At 48.3% G+C, this 13,787-nt stretch carries 14 protein-coding genes and 7 tRNA genes; 16 read left to right on the top strand and 5 right to left on the bottom strand.

Translation table 11 applies throughout. The features are described from left to right. Positions 1-5: 5 nt before the first annotated feature. Positions 6-983, bottom strand: a complete 978-nt coding sequence (locus ACYVJG_RS10150; RefSeq protein WP_460430953.1) for an ABC transporter substrate-binding protein — start codon at positions 981-983, stop codon at positions 6-8. 280 nt (positions 984-1,263) lie between these two features. Between ACYVJG_RS10150 and ACYVJG_RS10155 the strand changes: the two genes are divergently transcribed. The 3 genes from ACYVJG_RS10155 to rpsI all read left to right on the top strand — a co-directional run bounded on the left by ACYVJG_RS10155 (position 1,264) and on the right by rpsI (position 3,794). Then, positions 1,264-2,475 (top strand): MFS transporter, encoded by a 1,212-nt coding sequence (locus ACYVJG_RS10155; RefSeq protein ID WP_040399711.1) that lies wholly within the window; start codon positions 1,264-1,266, stop codon positions 2,473-2,475. A 479-nt stretch (positions 2,476-2,954) separates the two neighbouring features. After that, the gene (rplM, locus tag ACYVJG_RS10160) at positions 2,955-3,383 is read left to right on the top strand and encodes a 50S ribosomal protein L13 (RefSeq protein ID WP_022654623.1); all 429 of its coding nucleotides are present in this window, start codon (positions 2,955-2,957) and stop codon (positions 3,381-3,383) included. 18 nt (positions 3,384-3,401) lie between these two features. Continuing rightward, positions 3,402-3,794 carry a 30S ribosomal protein S9 gene (gene rpsI, locus ACYVJG_RS10165; protein WP_460430954.1) on the top strand — a complete coding sequence of 131 codons (393 nt, stop codon included), beginning with the start codon at positions 3,402-3,404 and terminating at the stop codon, positions 3,792-3,794. Between the two features lie 80 nt (positions 3,795-3,874). Here the strand turns inward: rpsI and ACYVJG_RS10170 are convergent, their stop codons facing one another. Next, positions 3,875-4,435, bottom strand: coding sequence for a gamma carbonic anhydrase family protein (locus ACYVJG_RS10170; RefSeq protein WP_460430955.1), 561 nt, complete (start codon positions 4,433-4,435; stop codon positions 3,875-3,877). Positions 4,436-4,584: 149 nt separating this feature from the next. Here ACYVJG_RS10170 and ACYVJG_RS10175 point away from each other — a divergent pair, with 149 nt between their 5' ends. The 6 genes from ACYVJG_RS10175 (at position 4,585) to ACYVJG_RS10200 (ending at position 6,334) form a co-directional block, all read left to right on the top strand. Beyond that, on the top strand, positions 4,585-5,814 hold the full coding sequence (locus ACYVJG_RS10175; protein WP_460430956.1) for an aspartate kinase: 1,230 nt from the start codon (positions 4,585-4,587) through the stop codon (positions 5,812-5,814). 69 nt (positions 5,815-5,883) lie between these two features. Beyond that, positions 5,884-5,977: transfer RNA gene (locus ACYVJG_RS10180), tRNA-Ser, on the top strand. A gap of 21 nt (positions 5,978-5,998) precedes the next feature. Beyond that, positions 5,999-6,075: transfer RNA gene (locus tag ACYVJG_RS10185), tRNA-Arg, on the top strand. Positions 6,076-6,078: 3 nt separating this feature from the next. Further along, positions 6,079-6,154, top strand: a tRNA-Glu gene (locus ACYVJG_RS10190). A gap of 24 nt (positions 6,155-6,178) precedes the next feature. Continuing rightward, positions 6,179-6,255: transfer RNA gene (locus ACYVJG_RS10195), tRNA-Arg, on the top strand. A gap of 3 nt (positions 6,256-6,258) precedes the next feature. Further along, positions 6,259-6,334, top strand: a tRNA-Glu gene (locus ACYVJG_RS10200). Between the two features lie 37 nt (positions 6,335-6,371). Here the strand turns inward: ACYVJG_RS10200 and ACYVJG_RS10205 are convergent. Next, entirely contained in the window at positions 6,372-6,830 is a 459-nt protein-coding gene (locus ACYVJG_RS10205; protein WP_460430957.1) for a DUF4442 domain-containing protein, read from the bottom strand. A gap of 448 nt (positions 6,831-7,278) precedes the next feature. Between ACYVJG_RS10205 and ACYVJG_RS10210 the strand changes: the two genes are divergently transcribed. The 6 genes from ACYVJG_RS10210 to adk are packed head-to-tail and all read left to right on the top strand — an operon-like array spanning position 7,279 to position 10,987. Further along, positions 7,279-7,884 carry a MotA/TolQ/ExbB proton channel family protein gene (locus ACYVJG_RS10210; RefSeq protein ID WP_460430958.1) on the top strand — a complete coding sequence of 202 codons (606 nt, stop codon included), beginning with the start codon at positions 7,279-7,281 and terminating at the stop codon, positions 7,882-7,884. Continuing rightward, a complete protein-coding gene (locus ACYVJG_RS10215) occupies positions 7,881-8,306 on the top strand; it encodes an ExbD/TolR family protein (RefSeq protein ID WP_022654793.1) in 426 nt (141 codons plus the stop codon). The genes ACYVJG_RS10210 and ACYVJG_RS10215 overlap by 4 nt, the downstream gene beginning before the upstream one ends. Further along, the gene (gene lpxK, locus ACYVJG_RS10220) at positions 8,307-9,332 is read left to right on the top strand and encodes a tetraacyldisaccharide 4'-kinase (RefSeq protein WP_460430959.1); all 1,026 of its coding nucleotides are present in this window, start codon (positions 8,307-8,309) and stop codon (positions 9,330-9,332) included. Continuing rightward, on the top strand, positions 9,325-9,513 hold the full coding sequence (locus tag ACYVJG_RS10225; RefSeq protein WP_022654791.1) for a Trm112 family protein: 189 nt from the start codon (positions 9,325-9,327) through the stop codon (positions 9,511-9,513). The genes lpxK and ACYVJG_RS10225 overlap by 8 nt, the downstream gene beginning before the upstream one ends. Positions 9,514-9,516: 3 nt before the next feature. After that, positions 9,517-10,299, top strand: a complete 783-nt coding sequence (gene kdsB, locus ACYVJG_RS10230; RefSeq protein WP_460430960.1) for a 3-deoxy-manno-octulosonate cytidylyltransferase — start codon at positions 9,517-9,519, stop codon at positions 10,297-10,299. 31 nt (positions 10,300-10,330) lie between these two features. Beyond that, positions 10,331-10,987, top strand: coding sequence for an adenylate kinase (gene adk, locus ACYVJG_RS10235; protein ID WP_022654789.1), 657 nt, complete (start codon positions 10,331-10,333; stop codon positions 10,985-10,987). Between the two features lie 101 nt (positions 10,988-11,088). Here the strand turns inward: adk and ACYVJG_RS10240 are convergent. Then, a tRNA-Leu gene (locus ACYVJG_RS10240) sits at positions 11,089-11,175 on the bottom strand. A 28-nt stretch (positions 11,176-11,203) separates the two neighbouring features. Beyond that, a tRNA-Leu gene (locus tag ACYVJG_RS10245) sits at positions 11,204-11,290 on the bottom strand. An 84-nt stretch (positions 11,291-11,374) separates the two neighbouring features. On the opposite strand from ACYVJG_RS10245, the gene rnr reads away from it, so the two are divergent. Beyond that, on the top strand, positions 11,375-13,597 hold the full coding sequence (gene rnr / locus ACYVJG_RS10250; protein ID WP_460430961.1) for a ribonuclease R: 2,223 nt from the start codon (positions 11,375-11,377) through the stop codon (positions 13,595-13,597). Positions 13,598-13,787: the final 190 nt, after the last annotated feature.

The raw sequence follows: 13,787 nt of genomic DNA on the forward strand, positions 1-13,787 counted from the left end.
AGAAGTTATTTAATCACTTCTTTGGCTTCCTTCAGCAACGCGTCTGGCAGAGGGTTGCCCTGCTTTTTCGCTGCTTCTGGATTAACCGTTAACGAGACTTTATCACCGAGTTGTGGCGCAATACTACCCGGGGCTTCGCCTTTCAGAATACGGGCCACAATACGACCGGTTTGGCGACCCATATCGTAGTAGTTCATCCCCAAGGCTGCGCTAGCGCCACGTTTTACCGAATCGGTATCCGCTGCAACCAATGGAATTTTGGCATCGGAAGCGACACGCACTAACGATTCGTAGGTGGAAACGACGTTGTTATCTGTCGAGGTGTAGATCACATCGACCTTACCAATCAGGCTTTTTGCTGCTGGTGCCACATCGACAGTACGTGGGGCAGCGGCCTCGACCAGTTGCAAGCCACGTTTTTGTAATTCGGCCTTCAGTTCTTTTGCCACGCTGACCGAATTCACTTCACCGGGGCTATACACCATCCCGACATTTTTGGCGTTGGGTTTTACCTTCAAGATCAAATCAACTTGCGAAGCCAGCGTCAATTTGTCGGACACCCCAGTGATATTGGTGCCAGAGGGTTTCCAATCTTTTGCCAATTTAGCCGCAACAGGATCTGTGACTGCGGTAAACACGACAGGAATTGTTTTGGTTGAGGCTGCCGCTGCTTGGGCGCTCGGGGTGGCAATCGCAACAATCACATCAGACTTATCACCCACAAATTTCTTGGCAATTTGACCAGCGGTGGCAGGGTTGCCCTGTGCGCTTTGGTATTGATACTTCATGGTTTTGCCCGCTTCAAAACCCAGCGCTTTCAGTTCGTCTTCGATCCCTTTACGGGCGGAGTCGAGGGCCGGATGATCGACAATCGCGGTGACTGACACCAGTTTCATGTCTTGGGCTTGGGCAAAAGATGTCATAGCAGCCAACACACCCGCTGCTAAGGTATTCAAAACGAGGCGACGAGACACAGTGTTCATAAGTAAGCGTCTTCAGTAAGGTTGAGGGGTAAAAGCGCATTGTTGGCGCCAACGGCGTAATCTTATTGCAGCATTGCAAAAAAAAATCTTTTTTTGTTGGTTTTTTCTGCTTTTAATTTTGTTTTTATTGGTTTTTTGTTGTGATTGTAATGGGTTTTTTCAAAATTTTATTGTTGATAATTGCCATGATTTACAGATAAATTGCTAAATTTCATCTCTGCAATACTTTGGTCATAATTGCGGTTTTTCTGCATCAATATGCGTTGAAAGGTTCATGTCTATGCCAGCGATTTCTCCATGGCGTTTATTTCTTCCCTTTGCCTTTGGCTATTTTCTGTCTTACCTCTACCGCACCGTCAATGGTGTGGCTGGGCCTTTGCTTTCTCATGAGCTGGGTTTAGCCGATGCCGATTTAGGTCTGTTAACCAGTACCTACTTTTTAGCCTTCGGTGCTGCACAACTGCCGTTGGGCTTGGCATTGGATCGCTTTGGTCCCCGTCGGGTCGAGGCAGGGTTATTGCTGATTGCTGCATTGGGCGCAGTCATTTTTGCTGCAGCAAGCAGTTTAACTGAACTCGCCATTGGACGGGCGTTGATTGGTTTGGGGGTGTCGGCGTGTTTGATGGCGTCGTTTAAGTGTTTTGTGTTGTGGTTTCCGCCACAACAACAAGCCTCGCTCACCGGTTGGATTATGGCCGCTGGTGGTCTAGGTGCGTTGGCGGCGGCCCAGCCGCTGGAGTGGTTGTTAACCGCATGGACATGGCGCGAAGTGTTTTACGCTCTAGCGGTGATTACCGTGTGTTCCAGCCTTGCACTATTGCTATTTGTGCCAGAAAAGCCCACTGGCGTGCAGGGCGGTGGCTTGCTTGAACAATGGCGAGGCTTACAAGCGATTTTAGCCAGTGCCCATTTTTGGCGTTTTGCACCGATGGCTTTTGCTATCACCGGTGGTTTTATGGCAGTGCAAGGTGTTTGGGCCACACGCTGGATGATGGTGCAAGAGGGAATGGCTGCTGCCGAAGCCGCACAACGCTTGACCATGATTGGTTTGGCGATGTTGGCTGGTTTTCTGTTTATGGGATTTTTTGCTAGCCGTCTGGCGCAACGCGGTATCCGTTTGATGGACTTATACCGGTGGGCGATGGTGTGTGCCGTGGTGGCAATGTTGGCAATCACTTGGGTCAGTGGGCCATTGGCTGATTTGGGGTGGGTGGTGTTAGGCGCCTGTTTCAGTCTATCCAATATCCAATATTCACTGGTGGCTGCCGGTTTTCCTGTGACGGTGTCTGGACGTGCCAACACCGCGATCAATGTGTTTGCCTTCTTAGGGGCATTTTGCTTGCAGTGGGGACTCGGGGCTTTGATTGATACGTGGCAGAGTTTTGGTGATGGTGAGGCAGTGGCCTATCGTTGGACGTTTCTTTCTTTATCGGTTTTACAAGTTTTTGCTTTGTGGTGGTTTTGGTTTTCTCCTGCCAAAAAATTGGCATAAACCTTTACCCTTATTCCCCACAAAATAAATTTTTATAGTGCAGTGCACAAAAAGTGCTTGCAAAAATGGCGCAGAGTTTCCATAATCAAACCGCATCAGGACGTTTCACGCAAGGTGTGCGTTGTGGTGTTGTCTCCTCCATCCTCCTTTAAAAAGGTGGAATTCAGCGCAGTCATGCTTTGACTGCGCTTTTTTTTGCTATTTTTTTGTGTAATTTTGGTTAAATGCACTTTGGGTTCAAGTTTTTATTTGACTGGTAACAATTATGCAAGGAATAGCAATAATTTGTTGCATTGCGAAAAATACAGCGCTTGCATTGTCGCTTTTAGATGGCCCCAGAATTCACAACATTTTTTTTTATCCCTGATCTTGAGAAAAACCCGAAGAAATCAGCAGCTTGCTGCCTGATCGCGGTTTGACACCCTTTAGGGCGCTGTAATAGAATCGACGGCTTTCAAGATTTCGAGTGGAAGAGTTCCATGAAAACCTTTTCTGCCAAGCCGCACGAAGTCAAGCATGAGTGGTTCGTAGTTGATGCAACCGATAAAGTTCTCGGTCGTCTCGCTGCTGAAGTCGCTCGTCGTTTGCGCGGCAAGCATAAGCCGGAGTACACCCCACACGTTGACACTGGTGATTTCATCATCGTTGTAAACGCCGACAAACTGCGCGTCACCGGTAACAAAGCGTTAGATAAGAAATACTATCGCCACACCGGTTACCCTGGCGGTATCCGCGAGCGCAACTTCACCGAACTGCAAAACCAGTTCCCTGAGCGCGTGCTGGAAAAAGCCGTTAAAGGCATGCTGCCAAAAGGCCCGCTGGGTTATGCCATGATTAAAAAGCTCAAAGTCTATGCAGGCGGTGAGCATCCACACAGCGCGCAACAGCCCAAAGTGCTGGATTTCTGATTCTCCGAGGCATAAAGAATGAACGGTAAATACTACTACGGTACCGGTCGTCGTAAGAGCGCGGTTGCTCGCGTTTTCATGATGAAAGGCACTGGTAACATCGTCGTCAACGGCAAACCGGTTGATGAATACTTCGCCCGTGAAACCGGCCGCATGGTGATTCGTCAGCCTTTGGCTTTGGTTGATCATCTCGAAACGTTCGACATCATGGTCAATGTGACTGGTGGTGGCGAAACAGGTCAGGCAGGTGCTGTGCGTCATGGCATCACCCGTGCCTTGATCGACTTCTCGGCAGAACTGAAACCCACTCTGTCTGAAGCAGGCTTGGTCACTCGCGATGCTCGTGAAGTCGAACGTAAAAAAGTCGGTCTGCACAAAGCACGTCGCCGCAAACAGTTCTCCAAGCGTTAATTTGGACAACGGCAAAAAATACCCCGCACAACGCGGGGTATTTTTTTGTCTTCTCAATTCAGAGGCAAAGTCTGAATGGTTTAGAACTCGTTCGCCAGTTTCTTATAGCCTTTCACCAAATCAACATTGGTGCGTGCCACATCTTCAGAAAACTCAGACGCTTCAACACTGACGCGCGGAATCGTATCCAAATCGGTCTTGGGGCCGATACGGGTTGTTGACGGTACATAAAACCCTGCTGGCAGAGTACAACCATCGACCACCGCATTATGGCGAACGACGCAGCCTTCCTCGACCACACAATTAAACAGCACACTGTTAAAACCAATAAATACCCGATCACCGACTTGGCATGGGCCGTGCACAATAGAACGGTGGGCAATCGAGGTATGTTGCCCAATGGTCACGGCAGCGCCACTTTTTGAATGAATCACCACGCCATCTTGGATATTCGAATTTGCCCCGATAATAATGGGCTCCATATCGCCGTCAGCGTTAATTTCATCTGCTCGGATAACGGCATACGGGCCCACAAAGACATTCTCACAAATAATCACTTTGCCACAGATAATGGCGGTGGGGTCGACAAAGGCTGTTGCATCAATCTGGGGGAGATGGCCGCTAGGATTCTTGCGAATCATGAAAATGTTCCTATGACTGGAAAAAACAAAGGCTGTGGTGTACGCAATTTTTTGCTGATGGTCAAGCCGCTATCATTTCTGCGTCTTAGCAGCTAGAATGCCAGCTCCAAATTTTAACCCTTCTTTACTCAGGAATAGAGACGCGCAATATGGCTCTCATCGTGCAAAAATACGGCGGCACTTCGGTTGGGACTCCGGAGCGGATTAAGAATGTCGCCCGTCGCGTGGCGAAGTGGAAGGCGCAGGGACATCAAGTTGTAGTCGTTGTTTCGGCTATGAGTGGTGAAACCAATCGTCTGATTGCTTTGGCCCGTGAAATTCAAGCTCATCCCGATCCTCGTGAATTGGATGTGATTGCCTCCACTGGTGAGCAAGTTACCATTGGTTTGCTGTCGATGGCACTCAAAGATATTGGCGTGCCGGCGGTCAGTTATACCGGTTGGCAAATGCCTATGATCACCGACAGCAGCTTTACCAAAGCCCGCATTCAATCGATTGACGATGTCAAAATGCGTGCAGATCTGGATGCTGGCCGTGTGGTTGTGGTGGCGGGCTTCCAAGGTATTGACGAAGGTGGTTCGATTACGACTTTGGGCCGTGGTGGTTCAGATACCTCAGCCGTAGCGATTGCCGCTGCGTTGAAGGCAGATGAGTGCCAAATCTATACCGATGTCGATGGCGTTTATACCACCGATCCTCGTGTGGTGCCTGAGGCACGTAAACTCGACCGTATTACTTTTGAAGAAATGCTGGAAATGGCTAGCCTTGGTTCAAAAGTATTGCAGATTCGCTCGGTTGAGTTTGCTGGTAAATACAAAGTCAAATTGCGTGTGTTATCCAGCTTTGAAGAAGAAGGCGATGGCACGCTGATTACGTTTGAGGAAGACGACAAGATGGAACAAGCGGTAGTATCAGGGATTGCTTTTGATCGCAATGAAGCGCGGATTAACGTCAAAGGCGTGCCTGATAAGCCAGGGATCGCCTATCAAATTTTAGGCCCTGTTGCCGATGCCAACATCGAAGTTGACATGATTATCCAAAATGTCGGCGATAACGGCACCACCGACTTCTCGTTCACTGTACCACGTGGTGAATATCAGCGTGCACAGGGTATCTTGCAAGAAGTTCAGACTCATATCGGCGCTGGCAAGATCGATGCTGATGATAAAGTGGCAAAGGTCTCTATCGTTGGCGTGGGTATGCGCTCGCATACTGGCGTGGCTTCTACCATGTTCCGCACGTTGGCTGAAGAAGGGATCAATATTCAAATGATCTCGACTTCTGAAATCAAAGTCTCTGTTTTGATTGATGAAAAATACCTTGAGTTGGCAGTGCGTGTGCTGCATAAAGCTTTCGGTTTAGATCAGGCACAAAATTAATTCGAAAATTCTGTGCTTGAGTGGTTGACGTGAGGGGCGAATGTGCGTATAGTTCGCCTCTCTCGAAACGGAGAAATGGCCGAGTGGTCGAAGGCACTTCCCTGCTAAGGAAGCATACGGGCTTAAACCTGTATCGAGGGTTCGAATCCCTCTTTCTCCGCCAGAGTACTGTTGTATTGACAGCGCATCCGTAGCTCAGTTGGATAGAGTATCTGGCTACGAACCAGAGGGTCGGGCGTTCGAATCGCTCCGGATGCGCCAGCTGTCCCCATCGTCTAGAGGCCTAGGACACCGCCCTTTCACGGCGATAACCGGGGTTCGAATCCCCGTGGGGACGCCAACGTCAAAACAATCAGTTTAGTGTGCATCCGTAGCTCAGTTGGATAGAGTATCTGGCTACGAACCAGAGGGTCGGGCGTTCGAATCGCTCCGGATGCGCCAGCTGTCCCCATCGTCTAGAGGCCTAGGACACCGCCCTTTCACGGCGATAACCGGGGTTCGAATCCCCGTGGGGACGCCAAGTTTCCAAGAAAAACCGCTCGAAAGAGCGGTTTTTTTCATGCCTGTCTTTTTTTCTTCCGCACATATAATGTCTTTTTCACCCGTGCGACCGTTTCACCCCCCTCGTTTTTGACTTCAACAGTCAGCTCTGGCAAATGTTTTTCTCCATCCGCTGTTGCCTGTCGAATGTCATTCAAACAATCATCATCTAACGAAAAATAAGCGGTGACTCTGCCTGTGCCGGGTTTTAGATATTCTATGCTGCCTGCTTGATCCCAAACGATATAGTCTCGACCTAAATTGTGCATCAGCAAAAGCATATAAAACGGGTCGGTCATCGCATATAAGCTACCGCCAAAATGCACACCAACATAGTTACGATTGGTAAAGCCAAGGCGTAACACCACCTCGGCTGTTTTGAAATCGTTAGCGAGATGCGTAACACGGATACCTGCACCTAAAAAGGGTGGCCACAGATTCATGATATGGCGCAATAGACGAGCGGATATTTTCATAACCAAACACTTGTTTGAAAAAAGCAGTGTTTAACGTAAATTGTTTGTTGGGTCAACTTAAGCTTTGTTTTTGCGAGATTAAAAACTTTGTTCTTGTCAAGTCATCCACAGGCACTTTGTCTGTGGATAACCGTCTGTAATAGGGAGAAAACTTGCGAAATGGTTAAATTTAACTATTTGATTTATAAAGAAAAATAAAATTGCCTATAAAGTAGGCAATCTAACGTTTTTCCTTATCTGTCGCGGTTTTCAGCGGTCGTTTTTTGAGTTGTCCACAAAGTTATCCACAGGTATTGTGGATGGTCTGAAAAAGTCCTTAAACAGCAAAGGGTTACTCTATTCTGAGCTGGTTTTAAAATATTCGAAAAAAAAGCTTAGCAAACAGCACTTGTCTTTTCCTAGCTGCTGCGGATAGAGTTTAAGGTTTAACATTGCTTGGAGAAGGCTTGTGTGGTCGATAGTCAACGCAGCGGGCTGGCCAATTTGGACGCTCATTATTGCTTCAGTCGTGGCGCTTGCCATTATCATCGAACGTTTGGTGAGTTTGCGTACCTCGAACATTTTGCCTGAGGGTTTGTTGGCAAAGACAGTGCAAGAATTTCGTCGAGCAGGGGCGAGCGCCGAGTTTCTGGGTCGTTTGCAAAGTGAGTCACCCTTAGGACGGGTATTTGCAGCAGGATTGCGTAATCATCAACATTCACGAGACATTACCAAAGAAGCCATTGAAGAGACTGGTCGTGCTGTTGGGCACGAGTTGGAGCGTTTCTTGACCACTCTTGGTACGATTGCTGCGATGGCACCTTTGTTGGGGTTATTGGGGACAGTGATTGGGATGATTGAGATTTTTGCTGCACAAACCCCCGGTGGTGGAAATCCACAACAGCTGGCTCACGGTATCTCGGTTGCGTTATACAACACTGCTTTTGGCCTCATGGTGGCAATTCCCAGCATGATGTTCTATCGCTATTTCCGCGCGCGCGTGGATGGCCTGTTGATCGATATGGAACAACAAGCGATTAAACTGGTTGAAGTGTTACACGGAGATCGTTCATGAATTTTAACCGTGGTCGGCAGCGTGATGAACCGGAAATTAACTTTATTCCGCTGATCGATTTATTACTGGTGGTGTTGATCTTTTTGGTGGTCTCGACCACTTATGCGCGCTTTGCCGAAGTAAAAATCAACTTACCCGAGGGGGGCGCACCAGCCAGTGCTGTATCGCCTGATCCTATCCTCCATATTGCAGTAACTGCACAGGGCAGCTATCAGATTGGTCCACAGGCAGTGGCAGAAGGGCAACGGGAAGCGTTGGTAGCGGCATTGAAAACTGCAGCACAAGGAAAGACCAATCCTGTGTTAGTGATCAATGCTGACGCATTAGCAACGCACCAATCGGTCATTCAAGTCATGGAAGCAGCACGGGAAGCAGGGTTAGTCCGAATTACGTTTGCCACACAGGCACCGGTGAATTCTTAAATGGCGTCTGTTGCCAATTGGCTAGTGAAACGTTGGTATGCCGAACAGCCAGGTTGGGCGAGTGTGTTTGCGCCGCTTAGCGCGTTGTTTGCGTTGATGAGTGCTGGACGTCGCCTTGCCTATCGTTTGCGTTGGTTGCCGTCTTACCGGCTGACGGTCCCTGTGGTGGTCGTTGGCAATGTTACGGTTGGTGGTGCAGGTAAAACGCCCTTAACCTATCATTTACTGACGGCTCTCCGGCAACAAGGGTGGCAGCCTGCGGTCATCAGTCGTGGTTATGGCGGCCATGCAACGGTACCGACGCCGGTGACGATAGATTCAGATCCGAACCTATGTGGAGATGAACCTGTCTTATTGGCGCGGACAGGTTGTCCGGTGTGGGTGGGAAGGGATCGGGTGGCAACGGGACAGGCGTTGTTAGCCGCACATCCTGAAGTCGATGTTCTGTTATCGGATGATGGTTTGCAACATTATCGTTTGCAGCGTGATCTTGAGTTACTGGTCATCGATGGTCGGCGACAATTGGGAAATGGTTGGTTATTGCCATGTGGGCCATTGCGTGAAGGACGCTGGCGATTACAAACAGTGGATGCCGTGGTGGTTAATGGTGAACCGGTGGCTGCTATACAGACCACCGCCCCTCTATTTGCCATGACGTTACAACCCGAACCTTTTTATGCTTTAACAAATGCCGCTCATCAGCGTGTTGTGGCGGATTTTATCGGCAAAGATTGTGCAGCAATTGCCGGAATCGCCGATCCTCAACGCTTTTTCAACACATTAGGCCAGATGGGATTGCATTGTCGTGAATATCCTTTCCCCGATCATCATCCTTTGAAAATGAAGGATTTACCTGTTGCAGAATGTGTTTTGATGACAGAAAAAGACGCAGTCAAACTACAGCAACATTCTGAATCAGCCAATGCTGATGATAAACTATGGGTTTTACCGATCAGCGCGGTGCTTTCTCCAGACCTCGCTTCTTGGCTAACCGAGCAACTGAAAGCCTTACATCACCATGGATAGCAAATTGCTTGAAATTCTTGTTTGCCCACTATGCAAAGGACCTTTGCTGTTTCAAAAAAACTCACAAGAGTTGATTTGTAAAGCAGATCGTTTGGCTTTTCCCATTCGTGACGGTATCCCAGTGATGTTAGAAAGTGATGCTCGGCCTTTGGCTGACGATGAAAATGTATCTCAGGCTTAAGCGATGACACTTCCCCGCTTTCTTGTGGTCATTCCTGCCCGTCTCGCTTCGACACGCTTACCCAATAAGCCTCTAGCTGATATTGCCGGCTTGCCAATGGTGGTACGAGTGGCGCAACAAGCTCAGCAGTCTGCTGCCGCTGCGGTATGGGTGGCAACGGATCATCCTGATATCGTTGCGACTTGCGAAGCACATCAAGTACCAGTTCGTTTGACTGCCAGCCATCATCCTTCTGGTACGGATCGGTTGGCCGAGGTGGTTGAACAATTACATCTGGCCGACGATGAAATCATCATCAATGTACAGGGGGATGAGCCACTATTGCCGCCAGCGCTGATTGATGAGCTTGCTACCTGTTTAGCGGCACAACCAAATTGTGTCATGGCAACATTAGCGCATCCCATCTTTCACGCGGAAGAGTTTTTCAATCCTAATGTGGTGAAAGTGGTGTGTTCTGAACAAGGACAGGCACTTTACTTCAGTCGTGCGCCGATACCATGGGCCCGTGATGCTTTTATGCACCAGCCTATTACAGCGTTGCCGAAGGCCCACCCTGCGCTGCGACATATCGGCATTTATGCTTATCGCGCTGGTTTTCTGCGACAGTATCAGGCGTTATCTCCCTCGCCATTAGAGCAGTGGGAAGCATTAGAACAATTACGGGTGTTGGCACATGGTTTTGCCATTGCAGTGAAAACTATCACCTTGCCACCTCCCGCTGGTGTTGATACACCAGAAGATTTAGCTCGAGTTCGAGCTTTTTTTGCAACACAACACACTCAATAATCAACAGAGAGAAACCATCAGGAGCAAATGCATGAAACTGATTCTTTTGGGCGCCCCAGGTGCTGGTAAGGGAACGCAAGCAAAAGCCATTTGTGAGAAATATGGCATTCCCCAAATTTCCACCGGCGATATGTTACGCGCGGCAGTGAAAGCTGGCACCCCTTTGGGCTTGGAAGCCAAGGCTATTATGGATGCCGGTGGTTTGGTGCGTGATGACATCATTATTGGTTTGGTGAAAGAACGTATCACTGCCGCAGATTGCGCAAATGGTTTCCTGTTTGATGGTTTCCCTCGCACCATTCCTCAAGCAGAAGCGATGCGTGCTGCTGGCGTTGACATTGATTTCGTGGTTGAAATTGATGTGCCGGATAGCGAGATTGTCGAGCGTATGTCTGGTCGCCGTGTGCATGTGGCATCAGGTCGTACCTATCATGTCAAATTCAATCCTCCAAAAGTGGAAGGTAAAGATGACGAAACCGGTGAAGACCTGATTCAACGTGAAGATGACAATGAAGCGACTGTGTTAAAACGGTTGGCGGTGTATCACGAACAAACCGAGGTGCTGGTTGGCTTCTATTCGCAATTAGCCAGCAGCGGTGATGCGTCGGCACCAAAATACATCAAAGTGCCTGGTGTAGGTTCGGTTGATGGCATTCGTGATGCGATTTTCCGCGCGTTAGACGCTTAATTTGCGAATGATGCTGTGCAGAGCCCGTCACATGGCGGGCTTTACGCTAAGGCAAAAATGATAGGCGTAAAAAAACCACCTTTCGGTGGTTATTTTGCTGATGGTGCCCAAGAGAAGACTCGAACTTCCACACCCTTGCGGGCGCTAGGACCTGAACCTAGTGCGTCTACCAATTCCGCCACCTGGGCGACACCATATTTTGGTACAGAAACAGCGTGGTGCCCAAGAGAAGACTCGAACTTCCACACCCTTGCGGGCGCTAGGACCTGAACCTAGTGCGTCTACCAATTCCGCCACCTGGGCGCTGTTTTCTGTTATGTTTGCCATATCGGTGAATCTGATATAACAAACAGACGCCGAATTATAAGGATTTTTATGGGGCTGTCAATGGTAAAAAAACATAATTTGCTATCTTCTACAGGTAGTTTGCGTGAACAAGATCCGTTTTTAGTACGTGAAAAACAAAAATATCCCTCTCCTTTACCAAGTCGAGAGTTTGTCTTACAAGTTTTAGCTGAACGTGGTGTGCCGTTATCGACGCAAGAGTTAGGTAACTTGCTTTCGATCACAGAGGATGAATGGGTCTTTTTCACTCGCCGCTTGCGTGCTATGGCGCGTGAGGGGCAAGTATTGATTAACCGCCGTGGTTTTGTCTGTGTGGCAGAAAAAATAGAAGCCGTCGCTGGTAGGGTCATCGGCCATCGCGATGGCTTTGGCTTTTTTACACCGGATGAAGGGGGTAAAGATTGGTTTTTATCTGAACGTGAGATGAAAAAAGTCTTACATGGCGATCGTGTCTTGGTACAAAAGGCGGGTACTGATCGGCGTGGACGTACCGAAGGCCATATTATTGAAGTGCTGGAGCGGGCACATCAAACCTTAGTTGGGCGTTTGCACAGCGAACGCGGTGTGCTGATTTTGATTCCCGAAGATAAACGTATCCATCAAGATGTGTTGATTGAACCGAATCCGGACTTATTGGCCCAAGTTGGGCAAGTTGTTGTGGCTGAATTGCTGGTTCAACCGGCACCTCATGTGCAACCCATGGGGCGTGTCTGTGAAATTTTAGGAAATGTGGGTGACTCTGGTATTGAAATAGAGATTGCACTACGCAAACATGCTCTGCCATATCAATTCTCAGCTGCTGCGTTAGAACAGGCACAAAGCACACCAAGTAAGGTGCGTAAAAAAGATCTAAAAGAACGCGAAGATTTACGACATTTGCCTTTGGTCACGATTGACGGCGAAACCGCGCGTGATTTTGATGATGCTGTTTTTGCCGAGCGGCAAGGTAAGGGATGGCGTCTGATTGTGGCAATTGCGGATGTCAGTCACTATGTGTTGCCTAATGATGCCCTCGATCAAGACAGTTTTAGTCGGGGTAACTCGGTGTATTTCCCTCGCCGAGTGATTCCGATGTTGCCTGAAGCTTTGTCTAACGGAATTTGTTCTTTGAATCCGCAAGTCGAACGGCTGTGTATGGTGTGTGATATGCAGCTAAGTGCTAAAGGCAAAGTGAAGCACTATCGGTTTTATCCTGCCGTGATGAAATCACAGGCACGATTAACATACAACCAAGTGTGGCATTGGTTGACCGAGGGGGCTGCTGAAGCACCTCCAACGCTGTTACCTCATTTGCAACATCTATTTGAAGTTTATCGTCTGCTTGCTGCAAATCGTCAAAAGCGTGGTGCGATCGACTTTGATACTGTTGAAACACAAATTGTATTTAACGAGCAGGGTAAAATCGACAAAATTGTACCTGTGCAGCGTAACGAAGCCCATCGTCTGATTGAAGAATGTATGTTGGCAGCAAATGTGTGTGCGGCAGAATTTATTTTGCAGGCCAAACGTAAATGTCTGTTCCGAGTGCACGAAGGGCCTACACCAGAAAAATTAAAAAATCTTCGCGCATTCTTGAAACTGTCTGGCCTGTCGCTTGAAGGAGGCGATGAGCCTACCACCGCTGATTATGCTCAGTTGGCCGAACAAGTGAAAAATCGTCCAGATGCCGCAGTATTACAAACAGTCATGTTGCGTTCGATGCAGCAAGCTGTCTATACCCCAGAACAAAAAGGCCATTTCGGTTTGGCCTATGAGGCATATACCCACTTTACTTCGCCGATTCGTCGTTATCCGGATTTATTGGTGCATCGTACGATTAAGGCCATTTTAAATGAAACAAAATACCGGCCATTGAAAAAGTGGCAAGAGATGGGTGTTCAGTGTTCTATGACCGAGCGTCGTGCTGATGAAGCAAGTCGAGAAGTCGAAACGTGGCTCAAATGTCACTATATGCAGCAACACTTAGGTGAAACTTTCAGCGGTAAGGTGACAGCTGTGACGTCTTTTGGGTTGTTTATCCTTCTTGACGAGATCTACACCGAAGGATTGGTTCATATTTCTGAGCTAGGGGAAGATTATTTTCATCACGATGCGGAACGCCATGCCATCGTCGGTGAAGGTAGCGGCTTAACCTATCGTTTGGGCGATACCTTGCAGGTGAAAGTGGCTCGTGTCGATCTGGACCAACTGAAAATAGACTTTACCCTTGTAAAAAAACAAGTGCCTCGTCCTCAGGCTAATAAAAACAGAAGAAAAAGATCATAATAAAAACAGAGGATTGTCTTTTTTTTAGGTTTTTTTCGTCACGTTCGCTTGACGATGAGAGAGGGAGTGGGTATAGTTCGCTTCCTCGCTGCAACACAGCAGCAGCAAACAGCGTTTAGTTGTTTGATCGATCTTTAACAGAATACAACCGATAGGTGTAAGCGCTTGGACATCAAGTGCTTGCACAACA

It is taken from the genome of Aquaspirillum soli (assembly GCF_054781915.1).